The following is a 24,574-nucleotide window of genomic DNA, read 5'->3' as shown; positions in this document are numbered from 1 at the left end:
TTCCAGCCGCCCGCGGCACAGGGTTTTCCATGATCCGCAGCATGACTGCCTACGCCTTCGCCGAGACCAGCGGCCCCCTCGGGACGCTGAGTTGCGAACTGCGCACGGTCAATCACCGTTATCTCGAACTGAGCCCGCGCCTGCCGGACGACCTGCGCGGCTTCGAGAGCGCCATGCGCGAACGCATCGCCGCACGCCTGTCGCGCGGCAAGGTGGATCTCACCGTGCGCCTGCGCGGCGACACGCGCAGCGATGCGCTGCAGGTGAACCATGGCGTGCTCGGTCGCCTGTCCGAGCTGGCGCTGGATCTGGAATCGCGCTTCCCGCGCATGAGCATCGAATTCACCGAGCTGCTGCGCTTTCCCGGCGTGATGCAGCAGGCCGAGGTGGACCAGGACGAACTGCAGGCCGCGCTGTTCGGCGTGCTGGACCAGGCGCTGGACGCGCTCACCGCCACTCGCGAGCGCGAAGGCGCCAAGCTGGCGCAGATTCTCACGGAGCGTCTCGACGGCATCGAGCGCATCGTGGCCGACGTACGCAGCTGGATGCCGCAGATTCGCGAAGGCCTGCGTGCCCGTCTCGAGCAGCGCCTGGCGGACCTCAAGCAGCCGGCCGATCCCGGCCGCCTGGAGCAGGAACTGGTACTGCAGATCACCCGCACCGACGTGGACGAAGAACTCGATCGCCTGAGCACCCATATCGCCGAAGCGCGCCGCGTGCTCGGCCTGAAGGAGCCGGTCGGCCGCCGTCTCGACTTCCTGATGCAGGAATTCAACCGCGAGGCCAACACGCTAGGCTCCAAGTCGATCGACGCGCGCAGCACCAATGCAGCGGTGGAGCTGAAGGTGCTGATCGAACAGATGCGCGAGCAGGTGCAGAACATCGAATGAGTACGCCTGACGCCGCGCCGCTGGAAGGCACCCTGTTCGTCGTGGCCGCGCCTTCGGGCGCGGGCAAGTCCACGTTGGTCAATGCGCTGCTCGAATGCGAGCCGGCGATTTCGCTGTCGATCTCGCACACCACGCGGCCGCCGCGGCCGGGCGAGCAGTACGGGCGGCATTACTTCTTCGTCGAGCGCACGGAATTCGAGCGGGAGATCGCCGAGGGCATTTTCCTCGAGCACGCGGAAGTGCACGGCAACCTGTACGGCACCTCGCGCACGACCGTGGCGGACCTGCTGTGCCAGGGGCGCGATGTGCTGCTGGAGATCGACTGGCAGGGCGCCAGGCAGATCCGCAAGAGCAAGCCCGATTGCGTCACCGTGTTCATCCTGCCTCCGTCCCGGGGCGAGCTGGAGCGCCGCCTGCGCGGCCGCGGTTCGGACAGTGCCGAAGTGATCGAGCGCCGGCTGCACAACTCGCGCGAGGAGATCGCCCACGCGCACGAGTTCGACTACATCATCGTCAACGACCGGTTCGAGGATGCCCTCGGCGACCTCCAGGCGATCGTGCGAGCGGTGCGGCAGCGCGCCGGGCTGCAGTGGCGCCGGCACGAGACGCTGATCGCCGAATTGCTGGCCTGAGCGTTAACGATCGGGCCTGGCCCGGAGCGGGCTCGCGTAGCCTTCATGCCCGTCTTCGGCTACTTTGGACGCCTTTCCCTTGGCAACTTCGCCCATGACCGACTCCGTTCGCGCCAAGCCTGACGACAGCGCCATCGTGCGCGTCCGTGGCCTGACCACGGTGCTCAACGGCAAGACGATTTTCGACGCGCTGGACCTGGATATCCCGCGCGGCAAGGTCACGGCCATCATGGGGCCCAGCGGCACCGGCAAGACCACCCTGCTCAAGCACATCACCGGGCAGATGCGTGGCCAGGCCGGCGAAGTCCAGGTCGACGGCATGAATGTGTCCGGGCTCAATCGCGAGCAGCTGTTCGAGCTGCGCGAGCGCATCGGTTACCTGTTCCAGAACTCGGCGCTGCTGACCGACTTCGACGTGTTCGAGAACGTGGCCTTCCCGCTGCGCCAGCACACCGAGCTGCCGGAAGTGCTGATCCGCAACATCGTGCTGACCAAGCTGCAGGCGGTCGGCCTGCGCGGCGCCTCGCGGCTGATGCCCAGTGAGCTTTCCGGCGGCATGGCGCGGCGCGTGGCCCTGGCCCGTGCAATCGTGTTCGACCCCATGCTGATCCTTTACGACGAACCGTTCGTCGGCCTCGATCCGATCGCACTGAATCAGGTGCTCAAGCTGATCCGCACGCTCAACCAGACCCTGGGCATCACCAGCGTGCTGGTGGCCCACGAACTGGCGGCGGTGCAGCAGGTGGCCGATCACGTGTACCTGATCGCCAACGGCAAAGTGGTGGCGCAGGGCGATCCGAAGACCATCGCCAGCGACGGTTCGCCCTGGACGAAGCAGTTCTTCGGTGGCGATGCCGACGGTCCGGTACCGTTCCAGTATCCGGCCGGCGATTACGCCGCCTCGCTCGGTTTCAAGGGGGGCGCATGAGCGCCGCGCGCGACAACATCGTGACCCGCTCGCTGACCCAGATCGGCGAGTGCGGGCTGTTCCTGCTGCAGATCCTGGCCGCGGTGCCGCGCAGCCTGCGCCATATGCGCGAGACGGTGCGCCAGCTGTGGTTCGTCGGCGCGATGAGCCTGATCATCATCATGGTCTGCGGCCTGTTCGTGGGCATGGTGCTGGGGCTGCAGCTGTACGACGTGCTGTCGATCTTCGGCGGCACCTCGGCGACCGGCACCGTGGTGGCGATCGCGATCTACCGCGAACTGGGCCCGGTCGTGACCGCGCTGTTGTTCGCCGGCCGGGCGGGCACTTCGGTGACGGCGGAAATCGGCCTGATGCGCGCCACCGACCAGATCGCCGCGATGGAAATGATGGCGGTCGATCCGATCGCTTACGTCGCGGTGCCGCGCTTCCTCGCCGGCCTCATTGCGATGCCGCTGCTGTGTTGTGTGTTCTGCGCGATGGGCATCTTCGGCGGCCACCTGGTCGGCGTGAGCTGGCTGGGCATCGACAACGGCACCTTCTGGTCGAACATGACCGCCACCGTCGAGGTGGGCAAGGACGTGATCAACGGCGTGCTGTGGAAGAGCGCCGTGTTCGGCGCCGTGGTCTCGCTGATCGCCGTATTCCAGGGCTATACCACGCCACCGACCAGCGAGGGCGTGGCGTATGCCACGACGCGCACCGTGGTGGCCTCGTCGATCGCTATCCTGGCGCTCGACTTCGTGCTCACCGCCTTCCTGATGTGAGCGCCTTCATGAACAACCTCTCCATCCATTCGACCTCGAGGATCGTGCCGTGAGCCAGAGACCCTCCTACGCCGTCGGCACCGGCCTGTTCATCGTGCTCGGCTTCGCCACGCTGGGCTACCTCGCCACGCAGACCACCTCCGTGGCCAATACCAGTCGCGGGCCGAGTTATACCGTCGAGGCGCATTTCGCCAACATCGGCCAGCTCAAGGAGCGGGCGCCGGTGAAAGTGGCGGGCGTGCGCGTTGGCCAGGTGCAGTCGATCGTGCTCGACCCGGGCAAGGAGACGGCCGATGTGAAGCTGGCCATCGACAAGCGCTACGACAAGATTCCGGCCGATTCGGTCGCGACGATCTTCACCAGCGGCCTGTTGGGCGACCAGTACGTCGGCATCCAGTACGGCAACTCCCCCAAGGCGCTGGCCGACGGCGGCAGCCTGGCACTGACGCGACCGGCGCAGCAGCTGGAGGAAATGCTCGGCAAGTTCTTTGGCGCCGGTGGCGCCGCCGACAACCTGGGCGGTAGCTATACCGTGAAGGCCCGCTTCACCAATGTGGGCGCGCTGTCCACCGGTGCCCCGGTGAAGATGGCCGGTGTGGCCATTGGCAGCGTCAAGTCGGTCAAGGCCGATCCGGTGAAGCTGGACGCCGAGGTGGAGCTGTCGATCGACAAGAAATACAGCCAGATTCCTGACGATTCGGCCGCGGCGGTATTCACCAGCGGTTTGATCGGCACTCAGTATGTTGCGGTGCAACCCGGCGGCTCGCCAGACATGCTCAAGGACGGTGACGAGATGGTGCTGACGCAGTCGGCGCTGCAGCTCGAGGATCTGATCGGCAAGTTCCTGGTCAGCGGCTCGGGCGACAAGAAGGCCGATGGCGCCGCCTCCTCTTCTTCCTCTTCCTCCCCCCAGGCCGGCAAGCACTGAGCCGGTCGTCACTCAAGGTCGATCCCAGGAGTTCTCCCATGATGCTGCGCAGTCTGGCCTTCGCCACCGCCATCGCATTCACCGGCTTCGTCGCCGCTCCGGCTTTCGCTCAGGCCGTCTCCCAGGCGCCGGCCGCCAGTCAGTCGCCGCAGCAGGTCGCCCAAAGCATCGTCGACCAGCTGGGCAAGGCGATTGAAGGCCACCAGACCGAGCTGAAGAAGGACAAGGAAAAGCTCATCTCGGTGATCGACGATGTGTTCCTGCCGCACTTCGATATCGACTACGCCTCGATCCTGGTGCTGGGCCAGCATGCACGCGAAGCCACGCCGGAGAAGCGGGCGGAATTCGCCAGGGCCTTCTACAACTCGATCACCCACCGTTATGCCGAAGGCCTGCTCAGCTACACGCAGGGCCGCGTGAAGGTGCTGCCCTTCAGCGGCGACCTCAACGACAAGCGCACGGTGGTGCGCACCCAGGTCGTGCTGGACGATGGCAAGACCGTCGCGGTGGATTACGCATTCCGCAAGTCGCGCGACGGCGACTGGAAGGCTTACGACGTGATCATCGAAGGCATCTCGTACATCACCAACTATCGCAATCAGGTCGACGCCGAGATCAAGAAGGGCGGTCTGGACAAGCTGATTACCGACCTGAAGAACAAGGGTGCCGACGCGCTCAAGGAAATGGACAAGGACGGCAAGGCCGCGCAGGGATGAGCGACGCCTTCGAAGTGACGCGCGCCGCGCCGGATGCCCTGGTGGTATCCGGCGCGCTGACGTTCGCCACCGCGGCGCAGGCCCTGTCGGCGATCAATGCCGCGGTAGCGTCCGATGGTTGTCGCCGGGTCGACCTGGCCGGGGTGAGCCGGAGCGACAGTGCGGGCCTGGCCTGCGTACTGGCGGTCCTGGCCGAGGCAGCCTCGCGCGGACGCAAGCTGGCCCTCAGCAACGTGCCGGAGGGCATGCGCGTATTGGCGCAGGTCTGCGAGGTGGACGCGCTGATCGCCTGACGCGTCGCGCGTCCATGAAAAAGGGGCCTCGCGGCCCCTCTTTTTTTGACTCAGTTCTGAGCGGGTTTCTGCGGCGGCTCGCCGGCGGCGGGTTTCTGCTGGGACTGCTGCGTCTTTTCCCACTGATGCTGCTCGTTGAGCAGTTCGTCGGGATCGAAGTCCTTTTCCTTCAGGCCCTGCATCTGTTCGATCACGTCGGCCGGCGGATTGCCGTCGTAGATCTGGTAGAGCCGCTGCTGCCGATAGGCGTCGCGCATGAACACATAAGGATCGTAGGCCGACTTCAGGAAGTTCTCGGCATCGATCGCGCGCGAGCGCAGCGTGACCAGGTACAGCACCTGAGGGATGTACTGCTGGCCGTAGTCGTAATGGTTGTTACGCGCGTAATAGCTCAGTGGATCGAAGAAATAGCTGTCCACTGGCAGGCGCCAGACGTCGCGCACCGTGGTCGGGCCGACCAGGGGCAGCATCAGGAAGTCGCCCTCCGGCATGCCCCAGCGGGCGAGGGTGATGCCGAAGTCGTTGTCTTCCAGCGGCAGGCCCAGCTGGCTGGCCGGATCGAAGAAGCCGCCCACGCCCAGGGTCAGGTTGACCAGGAAGCGCCCGGTGCTGCGTGCCGCCTGCATCGGCCGGGCCTGCAGCAGGTCGTTGGCCACCGTGATCGGCATGCGGATATTGGTGAAGAAATCACTGACCGCGCGACGTACCGGTGGATTGGTGATCTTGCGATAGCCCACCGCCACCGGGCGGATCACCGCCTGGTCGACTGAATCGTTGAAGGCGTAGACCTTGCGATTGAACTGCTCGTGCGGATCGTCCGTGCGCGGTTTGGCAATGCTGCAGCCGGCCAGGATAGCCACGGCGAGCAGAAGCAGCGGACGCAACAGGGAGCGGCAAAAGCTGGATGACATCGGCATCGGGTCCTGTTCCGCTGCGAGATTGACGGGAAAGGATTAATTGTACTGCTTGGTTCTTATATTGTGTACCAACCGCGGAAGTCTCGCCGGTCGGCGCTGCAGGCCGGCTGAACCGTGCATGATACGGCCATGCTGCATTGCCAGGAAAGCGCCCTCTGGCTAAACTGGCGACCTATAAGTCGCTTTATTCCCTAAGGATTTCATATGGCACGCATTACCGTGGAAGACTGCCTCGAGGTAGTCGACAACCGTTTCGAGCTGGTGCTGATGGCGACCAAGCGCGCCCGCCAGCTCGCCAAGGGTGCCGAGCCGGCGGTCAATCCCGACCATGACAAGCCGACCGTGGTCGCCCTGCGCGAAATCGCCGACCGCCGCATCGACCAGGCCACGATCGACGAGATCGACCGCGCCGAGCGCGAGCGTGCGGAGCGAGAGGCGCTGGAGTGGGCCGCGGCGGAAGTCGACGACGACCTGTCCAAGGGCGGCGACGACTGAGATGGACGGCGCCGGCTGTAAACGACGCTCCACGCACGCCGGCTCCGCCGGCGTATTGCTCTGGTGCGTCGTTCTGGTCGAGCGCTTCATGTCCCTCTCTCTTCATGAGGTGGCTGCCTGAGCGGCGGCCAACGCCCCATGAATGCGGCCACGCATCCCGGGACCGTGGATACGTTGTCGCTGCCGCCTTATGTGCTGGCGCTCAAGGAGCGCGTGGCCTACCTGCCGGAAGACCAGATCAACCGGGTGCTCCGCGCCTACGAGGTCGGTGCTCAGGCCCACGAGGGTCAGGCGCGCAAGAGCGGCGAGCCGTACATCACCCACCCGGTCGCCGTGGCCGGCATCCTCGCCGAACTCGGCCTTGACGCCGAAACCATCATCGCGGCGATCCTGCACGACACCTTGGAAGACACCTCCCTCAGCCGTACCGAACTGGCTGCGGAATTCGGCGAAGCGGTCGCCGAACTGGTCGACGGCGTCACCAAGCTGGACAAGATGCAGTTCCGCAGTCGGCAGGAGGCGGACGCCGAAAGCTTCCGCAAGATGCTTCTGGCGATGGCGCGCGATCTGCGCGTCATCCTGATCAAGCTGGCCGATCGCCTGCACAACATGCGCACGCTCGGGGCGAAGGATCACGAATCGCGCCGCCGCATCGCGCGCGAGACGCTGGAGATCTATGCGCCAATCGCGCAACGCCTGGGCATGAACAAGTTCAAGGCGGAACTGCAGGATCTCGGTTTCCGGGCCCTGCATCCGGACCGCTACCGTGTCATCAGCGAGCGCATCCGCGCCGCGCTGGGCAACCGCCGCGAAGCGATGGGCAAGATCGAAGCGGCGTTGTCGGCCAGGTTGGGCAGCGAGCACCTGCCGTCGAAGGTGATCGGTCGCATCAAGTCGCCGTGGAGCATCTACTCGAAGATGCGCAGCGAGCACAAGACTTTCGCGCAGTTGATGGACGTGTACGGCTTCCGCGTGGTGGTGGAGAGCGCGATGAGCTGCTACATGGCGCTCGGCGCGGTCCATTCGCTGTACAAACCGGTCGACCGGCGCTTCAAGGATTTCATCGCGATTCCGAAAGCCAACGGCTACCAGTCGCTGCACACCGTGCTGCTCGGGCCGTTCGGCGCACCGATCGAGGTGCAGATCCGCACGGCGGAGATGGACTCGGTCGCCGAACGTGGCGTAGCCGCGCACTGGGCCTACAAGACCGACAGCGGTCCGGCCAACAGCGCACAGGCGCGTGCGCGCGAATGGCTTTCCTCGCTGGCCGACAGCCAGGCCAACACGGCGTCATCGTCGGAGTTCATCGAGAACGTCAAGATCGACCTGTTCCCGGACGAGGTGTATCTGTTCACCCCGCGCGGCGACATTCTCTCCTTGCCGCGCAACGCGACTGCGCTGGATTTCGCCTACGCCGTGCACACCGACGTGGGCGACCACGCCGTGGCGGCGCGCGTGGACAAGAAGCTGCTGCCCCTGCGCACACGCCTGGAGTCCGGCCAGCTGGTGGAGATCATCACCGCGCCGTCGGCAGTGCCGAATCCGTCGTGGCTCGAATCGGTAGTCACCGGCAAGGCGCGCACTGCGATTCGCCAGTACCTGAAGCATCTGCAGCACGAGGATGCGGTGGACTTCGGGCACCGCATGCTCGACCGCGCGCTCGACGCACAGGGCTCGAGCCTGGATGCGATTCCGGCGGGGGTGCTGGATCGTTTCCTTGAGATGTCCAAGCTCAAGCGGCTGGAAGAGCTGCTCGCGGACATCGCGCTGGGCAATCGCATGCCGGACCTGGTCGCCGGCCAGCTGCTCGCCGCCCGCGGCAAGCAGAAGGGCGCCGCCGCGCCGTCGCAGCACGTGGTGGAAAAGATCCGCATCACCGGCGCCGAGCGCGGCGTGCTGAGCTTCGGCAACTGCTGCCATCCGCTGCCGGGCGACGAAATCATCGGCTACCTCTCCACCGGCAAGGGCATCGTCGTGCACCGCGTCGAATGTCCGAACGTGGTGGAGCTGCGCAAGTCGCCGGAGCGCTGCGTGGCGATTGAATGGGACCGCGATGTCGAAGGCGACTACCGTGCGGAGTTGCGCATCGAGGTGATCAATCGCCCAGGCGTGCTCGCCACCGTGGCCGCGGCGATCGCCGCCGCCAACTCGAACATCGAGAACGTCGAGTACGTCGAGCGCGACAGCGCGGCGGCAACGCTGCTGTTCGCTCTCGAAGTGAAGAACCGCAAGCATCTGGCCGACGTGATCCGCCGCGTGCGCCGCACTGGCGTGGTGAGCGGCGCGTACCGCTATCCCCTGTAGACTTCCGGTCCGCGCGCCCTACACTTGGGTTTTCTTCGCCCGAGGTCCGCGCGATGTCCCGCAGCATCATTTCCACTGAACAGGCTCCTGCCGCGATTGGTCCGTACTCGCAGGCCGTGCGCGCAGGCAACACCGTGTATTTCTCCGGCCAGATTCCGCTCGACCCGGCGACCGGCAGCCTCGTGCAAGGTGACATCGCCACCCAGACCCGCCGCGTGTTCGACAACCTCAAGGCGGTGGCGGAAGCGGCGGGCGGCTCGCTGTCTTCGATCGTGCGCGTAGGCATCTACGTTACCGACCTGGCCAATTTCGCCACCGTCAACGAGGTGATGGCGCAGTACTTCCAGGCACCGTATCCGGCGCGTTCCACCATCCAGGTGTCGGCCCTGCCCAAGGCCGCCGAGGTGGAGGTGGATGCCGTGATGGTGCTCGACTGACATCGCCCATGGCGGAGCGCCGACGAATCCCGTCGGCGCCACCGCTACGCGTGCGCTCCATGCTCCGCTAGGCTTGTGCGGCATGCCCGCCTCATCTTCACGATCCGCTTCCGACGCCTCCCGCGATCCCGGGCTGGCGCCGGTGTCCACGCTGCCCGGGGTAGGGCCGGTGCTCGCCGAGACGTTGGCGAAACTCGGCCTCGAGCGCATGCAGGATCTCTGGTTCCACCTGCCGCTCCGTTACGAAGATCGCACGCAGATTGCGGCCATCGCCGACTTGCGTGCGGGCGAGCGCGCCCAGGTCGAGGGCGTGGTGGAGGCGGTGGAACGCGGCTTCCGCTACCGGCCGCAACTGAAGGTGGCGATCAGCGACGATTCCCGCCACACCCTGCTGCTGCGCTTCTTCCATTTCCATCGCGCCCAGGCCGAGTTGCTGAAGCCCGGCTGCCGTTTGCTGGTCTACGGCGAGGTGCGCCATGGCGCGCAGGGGCTGGAGATGGTGCATCCGCAGTACCAGCGCCTGGTCGACGAGGCGGAAGCTGCCGTGGAAGAACGGCTGACGCCGGTCTACCCGACGACCGAAGGCCTGGGCCAGAAACGGCTGGCGGGCGTGATCGCCAAGGCCCTGGCCGTGCTGCCCTCCGACCGCGAGCTGGAACTCATCCCGACGGAACTCGGCGCGGCGCACGGGCTGACCTCGCTGCGCGAAGCGCTGTTGTACGCGCATCGGCCCCCGCCCGATGCGTCGGTCGGTGAACTGCTGCAGGGGCGTCATCCCGCACAGCAGCGTCTGGCCTTCGAAGAATTGTTGACCCAGCATCTCAGCCTCAAGCGCATGCGCGCGGCGGTGAAGCGGCGGCATGCGCCCGCGTTGGGTCGCGACGGACATCTGCGGCAGCGCCTGCTGGACAGCTTGCCTTTCGCGCTCACCGGCGCACAGCGTCGGGTGTCGGACGACGTGGCAGCGGATCTGGCGAAGACGCACCCGATGCTGCGTCTGGTCCAGGGCGACGTCGGCAGCGGCAAGACGATCGTCGCCGCACTCGCTGCGCTGGCCGCCGTGGAGGCCGGTTATCAGGTCGCCCTGATGGCGCCGACCGAACTGCTGGCCGAGCAGCACCTGCGCAATTTCCGCCATTGGCTCCAGCCGCTGGATGTGGAAGTCGAATGGCTCGCCGGCAAGGTCACCGGCAAGGCCCGCCAACACGCCTTGGAACGGGTGGCTGGCGGCGCGCCGATCGTGATCGGAACACACGCGCTGATGCAGGAAGGCGTGGCATTCGCGCGGCTGGGCCTGGTCATCGTCGACGAGCAGCACCGTTTCGGCGTGCAGCAGCGCCTGTCCTTGCGCGACAAAGGGCTGGAAGGCGATCAGGTACCGCATCAGCTGGTGCTCACCGCCACGCCGATTCCGCGCACGCTGGCGATGAGCGCCTATGCCGATCTGGATGTCTCCTCGATCGACGAACTGCCGCCCGGACGCACGCCCGTGCAGACCATCGCCATCTCGAACGCGCGTCGCATCGACGTCATCGAGCGCATTCATGCAGCCTGTCTCGAAGGGCGGCAGGTCTACTGGGTATGCACGCTGATCGAGGAGTCCGAGCAGTTGCGCGCGCAGGCGGCGGAAGTCGCGCATGCGGAACTCTCCGCCGCGCTCGATCACTGCAGCGTCGGCCTGATTCACGGCCGCATGAAGCCCAAGGAAAAGCAGGCCGTGATGGACGCCTTCAAGCAGGGCGAACTGGCGGTGCTGGTGGCGACGACCGTGATCGAGGTCGGCGTGGACGTGCCCAACGCCAGCCTGATGGTGATCGAGAACAGCGAGCGCCTGGGCCTGGCCCAGCTGCATCAGCTGCGCGGTCGGGTGGGCCGCGGCGCGGTGGCGTCCAATTGCGTGCTGCTCTACCAGCCGCCGCTGGGCCAGCTGGCGCGCGAACGACTGCAGGTCATGCGCGATACCAACGATGGTTTCCGCATCGCCGAGAAAGATCTCGAGCTGCGCGGCCCCGGCGAAGTGCTCGGCACGCGGCAGACCGGCCAGCTCAGTTTCCGCATCGCCGATCTCTCCCGCGACGCGCACTTGCTTCCCGCCGTGCAGGAAGTCGGCGCCGAACTGCTGCGGCACCACCCGAAGCGGGCCGAGCAACTGATCGAACGCTGGATCGGTGGCGCGGCGCGTTACGCGCATGCCTAGCGCGCCTAGGCATGGAGAATCGCGCGACGGGGCTGCATACTCGACGTTTCGCCCGTACCTCGCCTCACGGGAAGTGATATGAGGCATGACTCCGCTGATTTCGCGATGCCTATGACCAAGCCGCAACTCCTCATCGACACCGATCCGGGCGTGGACGACGCCCTCGCCATCCTGATGGCGCATGCACATGCCGATATCGCCGGTCTCAGCATCGCCGCCGGCAACGTCGGCCTGGGTCACACCGTGCGCAATGCACGCACGCTGGTCGACCTGGTCGGCGGCGGCGTGCCGGTGTTCGCGGGTTGCCCGACGCCGCTGGTGCGGCTGCCGGAAGAAGACGCCGCCTTCGTGCATGGCGAAGACGGTCTCGGCGACGTCGGTTTTCCCGAGCCCGCGACCGCGGCGGCGGACGAGCAGGCCGCGCTGGCGCTGCTGCGACTGACGCGCGAGCGTCCGGGCGAGTTGACCCTGGTGGCGCTCGCGCCGCTGACCAACGTCGCCCTGGCGCTGCGGCTGGACCCGACCTTGCCGCAGCGCGTAAAGCGTCTGGTGGTGATGGGTGGCGCAGTGACCGGCCACGGCAACACCGGCAAGGTGCCGGCGGAGTTCAATATCGGTTTCGATCCTGAGGCCGCGCACGTGGTGTTCGAAGCCTTTCCGCAGTTTGACCTGGTCGACTGGGAAGCGACCCTGCGCCATGCCTTCGAGGAAGAGGAATTCGATGCCTGGCTGGCTGCGGGCGACAAGCGCGCCGACTTCTTCGGCAAAGTGTTCCGCACCGCCCGGGCCTTCAATGCGGGCAGCAAGCGCCGCGGCATCATCGCGGCGGACGCGCTGGCCATGGCGGTGGCGATCGATCCGTCTATCGTCACTGGCAGCGAGGAGCGCCATGCGGCGGTGGAGCTGGACGGCAGGCTGACGCGCGGCGCGACTGTGGTGGACTGGGCCGGCCGCCTGGGCCATCCCGCCAACGCCCGGATCGTGCTGGAGGTCGATCAGGCCCGCTTCGCGGCCATGGTGAGACGCGCGCTGGGCGCCGCCTGAGCCGGCGCCGGGCATGTGGAGGCCGCGAATGGGCTCCATGCGCCGGCAAGTGACTGACCGGCTTGCCTCCGGCGGTGAAGTGTCGTTATACTGCCGCTCTTTTCACCCACCGCTTTGAGTCCGTCATGAAGCCCGATATCCATCCGAACTACCGCCCGGTGGTGTTCCAGGACCTGTCGTCCGACTTCGCGTTCCTGACGCGTTCGACGATTGCCACCAAGGAAACCGTCAAGTGGGAAGACGGCAACGAGTACCCGCTGATCAAGGTGGATATCTCCAGCCATTCGCACCCGTTCTACACCGGCAAGCAGAAGACGCTCGACGTCGGCGGCCGCGTGGACAAGTTCCGCCGCCGTTACGCGCAGAAGTAAGCGCGGACTGCTTGCCGCGGCGCGCAGCGCCGTGCTGGTCACAGGCACGCATGGGGCGAGCGAAAGCTCGCCCCATGCGTTTTTGCGTTTCCGCCATCCGACCATTCGCCAAGGGATGTTCGGCGGGTGATGTGTGATAATGGGCGGCGTTGCATCGCGCCATCCCCAGCGCGATGCGTCTATTCCCCCGCCATGGCCGCCACCCTCGGTGACCGGCGGCGACATTCGCGAAGGAGGTTTCCGTGTCCGATACCAAGACCGTCAAGCTGGTGGATGAGTCGAACAACCGCAGCAGCGAGCTGCCTCTGCTGAGCGGTACGCTCGGTCCGGCCTGCGTCGACATCGGCACGCTGTACAAGGATACCGGCCACTTTACCTACGACCCGGGCTACGGCAGCACCGCGAGCACCAAGAGCGCCATTACCTACATCGACGGCGACCAGGGCGTGCTGCTGTACCGCGGCTACCCGATCGAGCAGCTCGCCGAGAAGTCGAGCTTCCTCGAAACGGCGTATCTGCTGCTCAACGGCGAGCTGCCGAGCAAGGACGAGTTCACCAAGTTCGAAGACCAGATCACGCATCACACGATGATGCACGAGTCCCTGAAGGACTTCTTCAAGGGCTTCCACCACGATGCGCATCCGATGGCCATGCTCGCTGCCTCGGTCGCGTCGCTGTCGGCCTTCTACCACGACGATATCGACGTCGATAACGCCGAGGACCGCAAGCTGGCTGCGATCCGCCTGATCGCGAAGATGCCGACCATCGCCGCCGCCTGCTTCCGCTATTCGATCGGCTGGCCGTTCCGCTATCCGCGCAACAACCTCGAATACGTCGATCGCTTCCTGCACATGATGTTCGAAGTGCCGAGCGAGCCGCTGACCCTGAGTCCGGTCGCCGCCAAGGCGCTGGACCTGCTGTTCATCCTGCACGCCGACCACGAGCAGAACGCTTCGACTTCCACCGTCCGCCTGGTCGGCTCGACCGGCGCCAACCCGTACGCCTCGATCGCCGCGGGCATCACCGCGCTGTGGGGTCCGGCGCACGGCGGCGCGAACGAAGCGGTGCTGAAGATGCTCGAGGAGATCGGCACGGCCGACAAGGTCGAGACCGCCGTCATGCGCGCGAAGGACAAGAACGACAACTTCCGCCTGATGGGCTTTGGCCATCGCGTGTACAAGAACTTCGATCCGCGCGCGAAGATCATCCGCGAGATGACCCACAAGGTGCTTGGCGAGCTGGGCGTCAACGATCCGCTGCTGGAAGTGGCGCTGAAGCTGGAAGAGGCGGCGCTGAAGGACGACTACTTCGTCGAGCGCAAGCTGTATCCGAACGTCGATTTCTACTCGGGCATCATCTACAAGGCGTTGAACATCCCGACCGAGATGTTCACCGTGATGTTTGCCATCGCCCGCACCGCCGGCTGGATCGCGCACTGGATCGAGCAGCACGAAACCCCCGGTTCGCGCATCGGCCGTCCGCGCCAGATCTACACCGGCGCCAACGTGCGCGACTACGTGCCGGCCGACAAGCGCTGAGCCCGTAGCGACAGGCAGAACGAAAACGCCCGGCGAAGCCGGGCGTTTTCGTTTCCGGGGCCCCTTGGCTCAGCGAAGGGCGGCGGTGAGTTTCCTTTCGAAGTCGTCGGTATCGCTTTCGTCCTCGGCGAGCATGGCTTCCACCGTGGCGAGGGAGGCGCGACGCATCGGTTTCTCATCGACGCGGTCCAGCGGCGGCTGGCGCAAGGCGTTCGTCGGCAGCACGGTGATGTCGAAGGGCAGCTCGTCGGCCGCGAACAGCAGCACGGGATACTCGACCTGTTCGTCGCGGCTGACACGCAAGCGGCGGGTCTGGGTTTCCACCGGCACGCCGTGCTCGCGCAGGAACAACACCACGGCTTCGGGGTCGTCGCTGAAAACGTGGAGACAGACAGCCGAATGGCTGTCGGCGGTGCCGTCCAGTACGGCGCCCACCAGCCGCGGCTCGAAGTTGCTCAGAAAGCGCATTGCCTCCATCGCGGCTTCGCGGCGCTTCTGCAGCAGCTGGGGCTGGCTATCGGCGTGGAAAATGCGCTGGTGCTCGCGCAGCGCGTCCTCGATCTCGTTGTTGCGAGGCAGGGCCTGCGCTTCGAGGATGCCCAGTCGCTCGGCCGCCTTGAGTTTGGCGTGGTGGTAATCGCGGATGCCGTGCTCGCTCATGAGCCGTGCGGCTTCCTGGGCGATGCGCAGGCGGTTGCGCTGGACGCGGTCCTGCGCGTGGATGCGGTGATGCTCGCCTCGGGCCATGGTCTTGTATCCCTCCTCGGTCGGTAATGCGGACTCTCGTGTGGGAGGTGCGGCCGCATCGTGCGGCCACGCGGAGCGGACGGCCGGAAGCCGTCCGCCGGACGCGCTCAGAAGATGTCGTACGCGTGCTGCTGTTCGGAGTCCTCCTGCTGCTGGCTGGCCTGCTGGCGCAGGCGGTCGACGTCTTCCACCTTGAACATCTCGGGCATGCCGTTGGGGTCGCCTGCCTCGGACGGCAGGCCGCTGGAGCGGTTGATCTGCACCGTGGTTATGCCAGGCGGCATGGACAGCGTGGAAGAGGGCAGGTCTTTCAGGGCCGCGCCCATGTAATCCATCCAGATCGGCAACGCCGCCTTGGCGCCGAACTCGCCACGGCCGAGCGAGCTGAAGTCGTCGAAGCCGACCCATACCGCGGTCGAGAGGTCGCCGTTGAAGCCGACGAACCAGGCGTCGCGGTGCTCGTTGGTCGAACCGGTCTTGCCGGCGAGGTCGTCGCGGCCCAGCGCCATGGCCGCGGAGCCGGTGCCGCGCTTGATTACGTCCTTCATCAGCGAGGTGATCAGGAAATCGTTGCGCACGTCGATCACCTGCGGCGCCAGCGCCGGCGGATGCTCACCGGCACCATGTGCGTCTGCGGGCAGCACCGCTTCACCCACGGCGGCGCTGCCGGCTGCTGCCGGCGCGCTGGCGGCGCTGGCCACCGAGTTGGCGGGCGCGATCGCATTGGCCGGCGGCGGGCCGGGCGGGCGCGTATCGAGCAGGCGTTCCTGGCAGGTGCGGCAGGCGCGCGCCGGGTTGGCGACGTACACGGGCTTGCCGTCGCGGTCGTCGATCTCGCTGATAAAGTACGGCGTCACCAGATAGCCGCCATTGGCAAACACCGCATAACCTCGCGCCATGCCCATCGGCGATACGGACGCGGTGCCCAGCGCCATCGACAGGTTCGGCGGCAGTGCGTCCATCGAAAAACCGAAGCGCGTGACGTAGTCGCGCGCGAAACGCACCCCGATGGCATCGAGCAGGCGCACCGACACCAGGTTCTTCGACTTCACCAGCGCTTCGCGCAGGCGGATTGGGCCGTCGAACTTGTCGTCGTCGTTGGACGGTGTCCACAGACCGTCGGGGCGCGAGGGGTCAGGCAGGGCGAGCGGCGCATCATTGACGATGGACGCCGGCGTGAAGCCCCGCTCGAAGGCGGCCGAGTAGATGTAGGGCTTGAAGCTTGAGCCAGGCTGACGGGCGGCCATCACGGCGCGGTTGAACTTGCTTCGCAAGAAATTGAAGCCTCCCACCAGCGCCTGCAGCGAGCCGTCCTCCGGATTGACCGAAGCCAGCGCACCCTGCACTTTCGGGATCTGCGCCAGCTCCCACTCACCCTTTTCGGTGCGCGACACGCGGATCACGTCGCCGCGCTTGAGTACCGCCGCCACGTTCTTGGGCGGCGCGCCGACGCGGGTTTCGTTGACATAGGGCTTGGCCCAGGCCACCGCATCCAGGCCGAGCTTCACCTGTTCCTTGCTGGACAGATACACCGTGGCTTCGCTGCCGGTCACGCCGGTGATGACGCCCGGGCGCATGCCGGCGATATCCGTGTAGCTGGAGAGGACGCGGTCCAGTTCCTCGTTACCGGCACCCTCGGCCAGTTCCTGATGATCCTCCGGGCCGCGCCAGCCATGGCGGCGGTCGTAGTCGATCAGGCCAGCGCGCAGCGCATCGACGGCAGCCTGCTGGCGGTGGCTCTGCACGGTGGTCTTGATCACGTAGCCCTCGGTAAGGGCTTCGTTGCCGAGGCGGTCAAGCGCCTGCAGGCGGACCATTTCGGCCAGATAGGGGGCGTCCAGCTCGATCGGCGGCTCGTGCGGGAAGGCGTCGTTCGGTTCGACGATCGCCTGGTCGTACTCGGCCTTGGTGATGAAGCGGTTCTGCAGCATCTGGCCCAGCACCCAGTTGCGGCGGGCCAGGGCGCGCTTGGGGTTGTTCAGGGGGTTGACCACCGAGGGAAGCTGGAAGGTCGAGGCGATCATCGCGCTCTCGGCATTGGTCAGCTGATCCAGGGTCTTGCCGTAATAGTACGAAGCGGCCGCGGCGACCCCGTACGAGCGGTGGCCCAGGAACATCTTGTTCAGATAGAGCTCCAGGATCTGATCCTTGGACAGCTCGTTCTCCATGCGCAGGGCGATGAAGATCTCCGTCAGCTTGCGCGAGTACAACTTCTCGGGGCTGAGGAAGAAGTTTCTCGCAACCTGTTGGGTAATGGTCGAGCCACCCGGCCCCTTGTCGCCACCAGAGACGACCACGTGCCAGCCCGCTCGGGCGATGCCGTGCCAGTCCACGCCCGGGTGGCGGTAGAAGTCGTTGTCCTCGGCCGACAGCACCGCGTGCTTCAGACGCTCTGGCACGTTAGTGATGCTGACCGGGATACGCCGGGTTTCGCCGAAGGTGGCGATCAGCTTGCCGTCCGCGCTGAGCACGCGAAGCGGCACCTGCATGTGATAGTCCTTGAGAGCCGCGACGGAGGGGAGGCGCGGCGAGACCAGCCAATACGCCACACCGACCGCGGCGACAGCCAGCAGCAATCCGGTGAAAGCAAGGATCAGTACCCAGCGCAGCAGACGCTTGAGAATTTGCATGGTGTGAATATTGCGAGACCTGAGTCAAAACACGACAGAGTATAGATGTAGCACCATTCGCTTAACGGGTACCGGCCGGCACATTGCCGTCGATGGACCATCGTTACGTCACAAAAATGACCGGGATGTGATAGGCGCTAACTGTGCATGCCGTCACGCCAAAAAGGTCGAGCTAGTTCGTGTAGGCCGTTGCCAATACGTTAATTTTTGGATTTAATGCCGACGCGCACTCGCCACTCCTAATACGGTGCAGGCGCCCAGGGGCAAGGGGGAAAATCGTGGGGCTCTTCACACCCAAGAAGCCGCCGCTTATTGGCGTCGACATCAGTTCGACGGCAGTCAAGCTGCTGCAGCTCAGCCAGGCCGGTGGCCGCTATCGCGTGGAGCATTACGCGGTCGAGCCACTGCCCCCCAATGCCGTGGTCGAAAAGAACATCGTCGAGGTCGAGGCGGTGGGCGAAGCGATCCGGCGTGCACTCGCGCGATCGGGCTCGAAGCTCAAGCACGCCGCTGCAGCCGTGGCCGGTTCGGCGGTGATCACGCGCATCATTCCGATGTCCAGCGATCTGTCCGAGGATGATCTCGAAGGACAGATTCAGGTCGAAGCGAACCAGTACATCCCGTATCCGATCGAGGAAGTCAGTCTCGATTTCGAAGTGCTGGGACCGGTGCGCGACAACCCCGAAATGAACAATGTGCTGCTCGCGGCCTCGCGCACCGAGAACGTGGACATGCGCGTCGCCGCGCTCGATCTCGGTGGCCTCGCCGCGAAGGTGGTCGACGTGGAAGCCTTCGCGATGGAGAACGCCTTCGCGATGGTGGCCGACCAGCTCAACGTCGGCCGCGACGCGCTCGTCGCGGTGGTCGACATTGGCGCCACCATGACGACGCTGTCGGTGCTGCGCAACCAGCGCACGATCTATTCGCGCGAACAGGTGTTCGGCGGCAAGCAGCTCACCGACGAGATCATGCGCCGCTATGGCCTTTCATATGAAGAAGCCGGTCGCGCCAAGCGTAAGGGCGGCTTGCCGGAATCCTACGAATCCGAGGCGCTGGAGCCGTTCAAGGAATCGCTGATCCAGCAGATCAGCCGCCTGCTGCAGTTCTTCTTCGCGGGCAGCGAATACAGCAAGGTCGACCAGGTGGTGCTCGCCGGCGGCTGCGCCTCGATCGAGGGCCTGGGCCCGATGCTCGAAGAGCAGCTCGGCGTGTCCTGCGTGGTCGCCAATCCGTTGGCGCGCATGTCGCTGTCGCCGCGCGTGCAGGCGCAGCAGCTGGCCCAGGACGCGCCCGCGCTGATGATCGCGGTCGGCCTCGCCATGAGGAGTTTCGACTGATGGCACGCATCAACCTACTTCCATGGCGTACCGAACGCCGCAAGCAGCGCGAGCGCGAGTTCTACATGCAGCTCGGCGCGGCGGCGGTCGCGGCGATTCTTTTCGTGTTCGTGTGGGTGTCCTGGATGGACCAGCGCATCGACAACCAGAACAACCGCAACACGTACCTGCAGGGCGAGATCAAGCAGCTCGACGAGCGCATCGCCAAGATCAAGGACCTGGAGAAGGTCCGCGAGCGCCTGCTGGCACGCAAGCAGATCATCGAGCAGCTACAGGCCAATCGTTCGCAGATGGTCCATCTGTTCGACGAGCTGGTGAAGACGATTCCCGCCAGCGCGCGCCTCACCGGCCTCAAGCAGAGCGGCGAGTCGATGACGCTGGATGGCCTGGCCCAGTCCAACGCCAGCGTCGCCGAGTACATGCGCAACCTCGAGTCCTCGCCGTGGATGGGGCACGCCGATCTGCGCAAGACCGAGAACACCCACGGTGATTCGCGTATGCCGTACGTGTTCGGTCTCGACGTGGCACTGGCCAAGCCCAAGCCCGATGAGAACGCCGACGGCCAGACGCCGGTGCTCCCGGCCGCTGCCGGCAGCACGGCGGCTCCGGCCGCACCGGCGCCCGCCGGTTCCGCCGCGGCTCGCCAGGCGCTCGGTGCGGCCGCCCAGGCGCTGACCGCCCCGCCGGCCAAGCCCGCCGCTCCGCAGACCACGCCGCCGCAGGCTTCGAAGCCGGCTGCTCCGGCGAACGGAGGGGCCAAGCCATGAAATTCTTCAACGACCTGCGCAACCTCGATCGCAACAATGTCGGCGGCTGGCCGAAGTCGGCCAAGATCACCTTCACGGTGCTGCTGTTCCTTCTCGTCGTCGGCGCCGGCTGGTATCTGTTCGTGCGCGACCAGCAGGACAGCCTCGAGCAGCTCGCCAACAAGGAAGAGCAGCTCAAGCAGGAGTTCTCGCAAAAGCAGGCCAAGGCGGTAAATCTCGAAGCGCTGCAGCAGCAGCTCGACGAGATGCAGGACATGCTGCGCCAGTTGCTGCGCCAGCTGCCCAGCCGCACCGAGATGCCGGAGCTGCTGGTCGATATCTCGCAGACCGCGCTGTCGGCGGGCCTGGAGACCGAGCTGTTCCAGCCGGGTGCGGAAATCCCGAAGGACTTCTACGCTGAAAAGCCGATCCAGCTGCGCATGGTGGGCAACTACCATCAATTCGGCACCTTCATCAGCGGCGTGGCCTCGCTGCCGCGCGTGGTGATCCTGACGCTGCACGACGTCTCGCTGACGCCCAAGGACAAGAGCGGCACGCTGGTGCTGCAGGGCACGGTAAAGACCTACCGCTATCTGGAAGACGACGAAAGCGCCGAAGCCAAGGCGGCCAATGCCAAGCCGGCCGGTGCCAAGAACGGGGGGCAGAAATGAGCAAGAGCACCGCCCTCCGCGCCGCCCGCGTGGCCCTGGCCGTCGGCGTCGTCCTCACCCTGGCAGGCTGCACCCGTGGCATGTCCGATCTGCGCGACTGGGTTTCCCAGGAGAAGCAGAAAAAGGGTGCGCCGATCCCGGCCCTGCCCGTGATCAAGACCTTCGAAACCTTCCTCTACAACGACCAGGACCGCCGCGACCCGTTCGCGCCGAGCACCGCGGAACTCGACAACAGCGCTTCCAACGGGCCACGTCCGGACCAGGACCGTGCCAAGGAGCCGCTGGAAGCGTTCGCGCTGGACAGCCTGAAGATGGTCGGCACGGTCGGTACCGGCAAAGGCATCGAGGTTCTGATCAAGGATCCCGGCGGCGTGATCCATCGCGTCCACCGCGGCGAATACATGGGCCAGAACTACGGACACGTCACCGCCATCGACGAAGACCACATCGAGCTGACCGAGCTGGTCTCCAATGGCAACGGCGGCTGGATGGAACGCTCGGCCAGCATCGCGCTTGGCGAGAAATAAGAATCACAGGGGCTGATGCAATGACGAACCTCAATCAACCAGTCCAGGGCCGTGTCATGCGCCATGCGAGTCGTCGCCTGTTCACCGCACTGCTGATCGCCGGCGCCGCCTGGTCGGGCCTCGCCGCCGCGGCCACCAGCACCTTGCGCGAGATCAGCTACGACACCCTGCCGGGGGGCAAGGTGGAGCTGCACCTGAACTTCGCCCAGGGGCCGGTGCCGGAGCCGAAAATCTTCACCACCGGCAATCCGCCGCGTATCGCCATCGACTTCCCGGATACCGAGAACTCGGCGGCGCGCCACGTGGACATCAACAAGGGCTCCACCATGGGCGTGTCCGCGATCGCCGCAGGCGGCCGCACCCGCGTGGTGGTGGAGCTGGTGCGCGATTCCTCGTACCGCTCGCGTGTCGAAGGCAACAGCCTGGTGTTCACCGTCAACAACGGCACCGAGGCGCAGACCACGACCACGGCCTCGACCATCGACCCGTCCAAGGCGCTGCCGTCGTCGGCCAGCGGCCCGGCGGTGTCCAACATCGATTTCCGTCGCGGCCCGAACGGCGAGGGTCGTGTGCTGATCAATTTCAGCGGCGCCGGCGCCAACGCCGACATGAAGCGCGAGAACGACAAGGTGGTGGTCAATCTCGACCACGTGAACCTGCCGTCGAACCTGGCCCAGCGCCTGGACGTGCTCGACTTCGCCACGCCGGTGCAGTCGATCACCACCAAGGCCGGCGCGCGCGGTGGCGCCCGCATGGAGATTGCCACCAAGGGCTCCGTCGAGACCTCCGCTTACCAGACCGGCGACCAGTACGTGGTCGAGGTGGCACCGAAGAAGCAGGCCCCGGGCACCGGTCCGGACGGCAAGCCGCTGCGCGGCCAGGAGCCGACCTATAACGGCAACCGCGTGACCTTCAACTTCCAGGACATCCCGGTGCGCTCGGTGCTGCAGCTGATCGCCGACATGTCCGGACAGAACCTGGTCGCTTCCGACACGGTGGGCGGCGCGATTACCCTACGCCTCGTCAACGTGCCGTGGGACCAGGCGCTGGACGTGGTGCTGCGCGCCAAGGGCCTGGACAAGCGCCGCAACGGCAACGTCATCTGGATCGCGCCGCAGGAAGAACTCGCCAAGTATGAGCAGAGCGTCGCCGAGGCGCGCCTGAAGGCCGAGGACACCGCCGAACTGGTAACGGACTACGTGCCGATCAGCTACGGCAAGGCGCAGGACATCGCCAAGTTGCTCACCCAGGGCAGCATGGCGGGCGGCGGTGGTCAGGGTGGCGGCGGCGGTACCCGCGGCTTCCTCTCCGGGCGCGGCAGCGTCTCCTTCGACGAGCGCACCAACACGTTGCTGATCAACGACAACCCGCAGAAGATCCGCGAGCTGCGCGAGCTGATCTCGGTGCTCGACCGCCCGGTGCAGCAGGTGTTGATCGAGTCGCGCATCGTGGTGGCCACCGACAACTTCACTCGCGAACTCGGCGTGAAGTGGGGTGTGCAGGCCACGCATACGACCGACGGTGGCAATGTGATTTCGACCAGTCCGGGCAGCGATAACGCGGCGGGCCTGGGCATCAACACCAACAACGTCCGCAACCAGTACCTGTACGACTACAACAACTGGGTCAAGGGCGGCATGGTGGGCAACCCGCCGAAGCCGGGCACCATCACTTACCAGACCGGCGGGCAGAGCGGCTACAACGTCAATCTCCCGATCGCCAACCCGGCTGGCCAGATCGGCCTGGCTATCCTCAGCCGCAATTACCTGGTCGACCTGGAACTCTCGGCCGCCCAGACCGAAGGCCGCGGCGAAGTGATCTCCAGTCCGCGCGTCATCACGGCGAACCAGCAGGAAGCAGTGATCCGCCAGGGCCAGGAAATCGGCTACGTCACCTACCAGAACGGCGGTGCGACCGGCGGCGCCGCGCCCACCGCGTCGGTGCAGTTCAAGGACGCCGTGCTCGAACTGAAGGTCACGCCGACGATCACCGCCGACAACCGCGTCTATCTCGCTATCAACGTGAAGAAGGACGCCCTGGCGCAGTTCGTCGACACGCCGAACGGCAAGGTGCCGCAGATCGATACGCGCGAGATCAACACCTCCGTGCTGGTGGACAACGGCCAGACCGTGGTGCTCGGCGGCATCTACGAGATCACCAAGCAGAACACCATCACCAAGGTGCCCGGCCTTGGCGACATCCCCGGCCTGGGCATGCTGTTCCGCAAGACCAGCCGTCAGAACGACAAGGCCGAGCTGCTGATCTTCGTGACGCCACGCATCCTGAGCGAAAGCCTGCGCTGAAGCTCGCATCAGGCAACGGAAAAAGGGCGGCTCCGGCCGCCCTTTTTTTCTTTGGCGCGCCGCCCCGTGCCATCAGTCGCGGGCATGGCTGCGCCGGGGATCGCTAAACTTCCGGGACGCGCCGATGTCTATGGGCGCACGACGCCGGATGGAATCCCGATGGACATGCCCCAGATTCAAGCCCTCTCGCCGCTGCAGCAGGCCTTCGCGCGGCTGCGCGAGGAACTGCAGCAAAGCATCGTCGGCCAGCCGCATCTGATCGATTGCCTGCTGGTCGCCTTGCTCGCCGATGGCCACCTGCTGGTGGAAGGCGCGCCCGGCCTGGCCAAGACTACGGCGGTCAAGGCGCTGGCCGGTCGCATCGAGGCGGATTTCCACCGCATCCAGTTCACGCCCGACCTGCTTCCCGCGGATCTGACCGGCACCGACATCTTTCGGCCGCAGTCCGGCAGTTTCGAGTTCGAGCGCGGTCCGCTGTTCCACAACATCGTGCTGGCCGACGAGATCAACCGTGCACCGGCCAAGGTGCAGTCCGCGCTGCTCGAAGCGATGGCCGAGCGGCAGATCACCATCGGCCGCAGCACCTGGCGCCTGCCCGAACTGTTCATGGTGATGGCGACGCAGAATCCGATCGAACAGGAAGGCACGTTCGCGCTGCCGGAGGCGCAGCTCGATCGTTTCGTGATGCACGTGACCATCGGTTATCCGGACGCCCAGTCCGAACTGGCCATTCTGCGCCTGGCGCGCGAGCAGGCGCGGCGCAGCCTGCATCCGCAGTCGGCGCCGCCGCCGACGCTGAGCCAGTCGGACGTGTTCGCCGCGCGCGAGGCGGTGCTGTCAGTACACATGGCGCCAGCGCTGGAGACCTATATCGCCCAGCTCGTGCTCGCCAGCCGTGATGCCGGCGCGTACGGCTCCGAGCTCAAGCGCTGGATCGCCTGGGGCGCGAGCCCGCGTGCCACCATCGCGCTGGATCGTTGCGCGCGCGCGCAGGCATGGCTTGCGGGACGCGACTTCGTCCTGCCGGATGACGTACATGCATTGGCCCACGATGTACTGCGCCATCGCATTCTGCTGAGCTACGAGGCCGAGGCCGAAGGCGTGCGCAGCGATCAAGTAGTGACGCGCCTGCTGGAGCTCGTGCCGCTGCCGTGAATGC

The 24,574-nt window shown here is 65.9% G+C and carries 23 protein-coding genes; 20 read left to right on the top strand and 3 right to left on the bottom strand.

The annotated features are described in order from the left end of the window. Positions 1 to 29: 29 nt before the first annotated feature. From ACNR9O_RS17615 to ACNR9O_RS17585, 7 genes are all read left to right on the top strand, one after another. On the top strand, positions 30 to 890 hold the full coding sequence (locus tag ACNR9O_RS17615; protein WP_473700665.1) for a YicC/YloC family endoribonuclease: 861 nt from the start codon (positions 30 to 32) through the stop codon (positions 888 to 890). Beyond that, entirely contained in the window at positions 887 to 1,522 is a 636-nt protein-coding gene (gmk, locus tag ACNR9O_RS17610) for a guanylate kinase (RefSeq protein ID WP_473686436.1), read from the top strand. Before ACNR9O_RS17615 ends, gmk begins: the two co-directional genes overlap by 4 nt. 94 nt (positions 1,523 to 1,616) lie before the next feature. Next, positions 1,617 to 2,450 carry an ABC transporter ATP-binding protein gene (locus ACNR9O_RS17605; protein ID WP_473686438.1) on the top strand — a complete coding sequence of 278 codons (834 nt, stop codon included), beginning with the start codon at positions 1,617 to 1,619 and terminating at the stop codon, positions 2,448 to 2,450. Continuing rightward, the gene (gene mlaE, locus ACNR9O_RS17600; RefSeq protein WP_473686440.1) at positions 2,447 to 3,214 is read left to right on the top strand and encodes a lipid asymmetry maintenance ABC transporter permease subunit MlaE; all 768 of its coding nucleotides are present in this window, start codon (positions 2,447 to 2,449) and stop codon (positions 3,212 to 3,214) included. Before ACNR9O_RS17605 ends, mlaE begins: the two co-directional genes overlap by 4 nt. A gap of 49 nt (positions 3,215 to 3,263) precedes the next feature. Next, positions 3,264 to 4,142 (top strand): outer membrane lipid asymmetry maintenance protein MlaD, encoded by an 879-nt coding sequence (gene mlaD, locus ACNR9O_RS17595; protein ID WP_473686442.1) that lies wholly within the window; start codon positions 3,264 to 3,266, stop codon positions 4,140 to 4,142. Positions 4,143 to 4,183: 41 nt separating this feature from the next. Continuing rightward, complete coding sequence (locus tag ACNR9O_RS17590) at positions 4,184 to 4,858, top strand: MlaC/ttg2D family ABC transporter substrate-binding protein (protein WP_473700813.1); 675 nt, start codon at positions 4,184 to 4,186, stop codon at positions 4,856 to 4,858. Then, entirely contained in the window at positions 4,855 to 5,151 is a 297-nt protein-coding gene (locus ACNR9O_RS17585; protein ID WP_473686446.1) for an STAS domain-containing protein, read from the top strand. Before ACNR9O_RS17590 ends, ACNR9O_RS17585 begins: the two co-directional genes overlap by 4 nt. 50 nt (positions 5,152 to 5,201) lie before the next feature. Here the strand turns inward: ACNR9O_RS17585 and ACNR9O_RS17580 are convergent, their stop codons facing one another. Then, positions 5,202 to 6,062 carry an MlaA family lipoprotein gene (locus ACNR9O_RS17580; RefSeq protein ID WP_473686448.1) on the bottom strand — a complete coding sequence of 287 codons (861 nt, stop codon included), beginning with the start codon at positions 6,060 to 6,062 and terminating at the stop codon, positions 5,202 to 5,204. A 210-nt stretch (positions 6,063 to 6,272) separates the two neighbouring features. Between ACNR9O_RS17580 and rpoZ the strand changes: the two genes are divergently transcribed. The 7 genes from rpoZ (at position 6,273) to ACNR9O_RS17545 (ending at position 14,454) form a co-directional block, all read left to right on the top strand. Continuing rightward, positions 6,273 to 6,563 (top strand): DNA-directed RNA polymerase subunit omega, encoded by a 291-nt coding sequence (rpoZ, locus tag ACNR9O_RS17575; protein ID WP_026633813.1) that lies wholly within the window; start codon positions 6,273 to 6,275, stop codon positions 6,561 to 6,563. A gap of 138 nt (positions 6,564 to 6,701) precedes the next feature. Then, the gene (locus tag ACNR9O_RS17570; protein WP_473686450.1) at positions 6,702 to 8,867 is read left to right on the top strand and encodes a RelA/SpoT family protein; all 2,166 of its coding nucleotides are present in this window, start codon (positions 6,702 to 6,704) and stop codon (positions 8,865 to 8,867) included. 53 nt (positions 8,868 to 8,920) lie between these two features. Beyond that, positions 8,921 to 9,304: a RidA family protein gene (locus ACNR9O_RS17565; RefSeq protein ID WP_473686452.1), complete on the top strand. Its 384-nt coding sequence runs from the start codon at positions 8,921 to 8,923 to the stop codon at positions 9,302 to 9,304. An 82-nt stretch (positions 9,305 to 9,386) separates the two neighbouring features. Beyond that, positions 9,387 to 11,501: an ATP-dependent DNA helicase RecG gene (gene recG / locus ACNR9O_RS17560; protein ID WP_473686454.1), complete on the top strand. Its 2,115-nt coding sequence runs from the start codon at positions 9,387 to 9,389 to the stop codon at positions 11,499 to 11,501. Positions 11,502 to 11,612: 111 nt separating this feature from the next. Further along, positions 11,613 to 12,545: a nucleoside hydrolase gene (locus tag ACNR9O_RS17555; RefSeq protein ID WP_473686456.1), complete on the top strand. Its 933-nt coding sequence runs from the start codon at positions 11,613 to 11,615 to the stop codon at positions 12,543 to 12,545. Between the two features lie 125 nt (positions 12,546 to 12,670). After that, positions 12,671 to 12,916 carry a type B 50S ribosomal protein L31 gene (locus ACNR9O_RS17550; protein ID WP_473686458.1) on the top strand — a complete coding sequence of 82 codons (246 nt, stop codon included), beginning with the start codon at positions 12,671 to 12,673 and terminating at the stop codon, positions 12,914 to 12,916. Positions 12,917 to 13,158: 242 nt separating this feature from the next. Then, the gene (locus tag ACNR9O_RS17545; protein ID WP_473686461.1) at positions 13,159 to 14,454 is read left to right on the top strand and encodes a citrate synthase; all 1,296 of its coding nucleotides are present in this window, start codon (positions 13,159 to 13,161) and stop codon (positions 14,452 to 14,454) included. Positions 14,455 to 14,523: 69 nt separating this feature from the next. Here the strand turns inward: ACNR9O_RS17545 and ACNR9O_RS17540 are convergent, their stop codons facing one another. Next, positions 14,524 to 15,201 (bottom strand): hypothetical protein, encoded by a 678-nt coding sequence (locus tag ACNR9O_RS17540; RefSeq protein WP_473686463.1) that lies wholly within the window; start codon positions 15,199 to 15,201, stop codon positions 14,524 to 14,526. Between the two features lie 107 nt (positions 15,202 to 15,308). Further along, positions 15,309 to 17,831, bottom strand: a complete 2,523-nt coding sequence (locus ACNR9O_RS17535) for a penicillin-binding protein 1A (RefSeq protein WP_473686465.1) — start codon at positions 17,829 to 17,831, stop codon at positions 15,309 to 15,311. 278 nt (positions 17,832 to 18,109) lie between these two features. Here ACNR9O_RS17535 and ACNR9O_RS17530 point away from each other — a divergent pair, with 278 nt between their 5' ends. The 6 genes from ACNR9O_RS17530 to ACNR9O_RS17505 all read left to right on the top strand — a co-directional run bounded on the left by ACNR9O_RS17530 (position 18,110) and on the right by ACNR9O_RS17505 (position 24,570). Further along, positions 18,110 to 19,168, top strand: coding sequence for a pilus assembly protein PilM (locus ACNR9O_RS17530; RefSeq protein WP_473686467.1), 1,059 nt, complete (start codon positions 18,110 to 18,112; stop codon positions 19,166 to 19,168). Then, on the top strand, positions 19,168 to 19,935 hold the full coding sequence (locus ACNR9O_RS17525) for a PilN domain-containing protein (RefSeq protein WP_473686469.1): 768 nt from the start codon (positions 19,168 to 19,170) through the stop codon (positions 19,933 to 19,935). Before ACNR9O_RS17530 ends, ACNR9O_RS17525 begins: the two co-directional genes overlap by 1 nt. Continuing rightward, the gene (locus ACNR9O_RS17520; protein ID WP_473686470.1) at positions 19,932 to 20,585 is read left to right on the top strand and encodes a type IV pilus inner membrane component PilO; all 654 of its coding nucleotides are present in this window, start codon (positions 19,932 to 19,934) and stop codon (positions 20,583 to 20,585) included. The genes ACNR9O_RS17525 and ACNR9O_RS17520 overlap by 4 nt, the downstream gene beginning before the upstream one ends. After that, a complete protein-coding gene (locus ACNR9O_RS17515; protein WP_473686472.1) occupies positions 20,582 to 21,112 on the top strand; it encodes a pilus assembly protein PilP in 531 nt (176 codons plus the stop codon). Before ACNR9O_RS17520 ends, ACNR9O_RS17515 begins: the two co-directional genes overlap by 4 nt. A 56-nt stretch (positions 21,113 to 21,168) precedes the next feature. Continuing rightward, complete coding sequence (locus ACNR9O_RS17510; RefSeq protein ID WP_473686474.1) at positions 21,169 to 23,415, top strand: type IV pilus secretin PilQ; 2,247 nt, start codon at positions 21,169 to 21,171, stop codon at positions 23,413 to 23,415. A 159-nt stretch (positions 23,416 to 23,574) separates the two neighbouring features. Continuing rightward, positions 23,575 to 24,570: an AAA family ATPase gene (locus tag ACNR9O_RS17505; protein WP_473700664.1), complete on the top strand. Its 996-nt coding sequence runs from the start codon at positions 23,575 to 23,577 to the stop codon at positions 24,568 to 24,570. Positions 24,571 to 24,574: the final 4 nt, after the last annotated feature.

Source organism: Dyella sp. CR10, from assembly GCF_055814425.1.
This window is presented reverse-complemented; position numbering and strand designations above follow the sequence as displayed.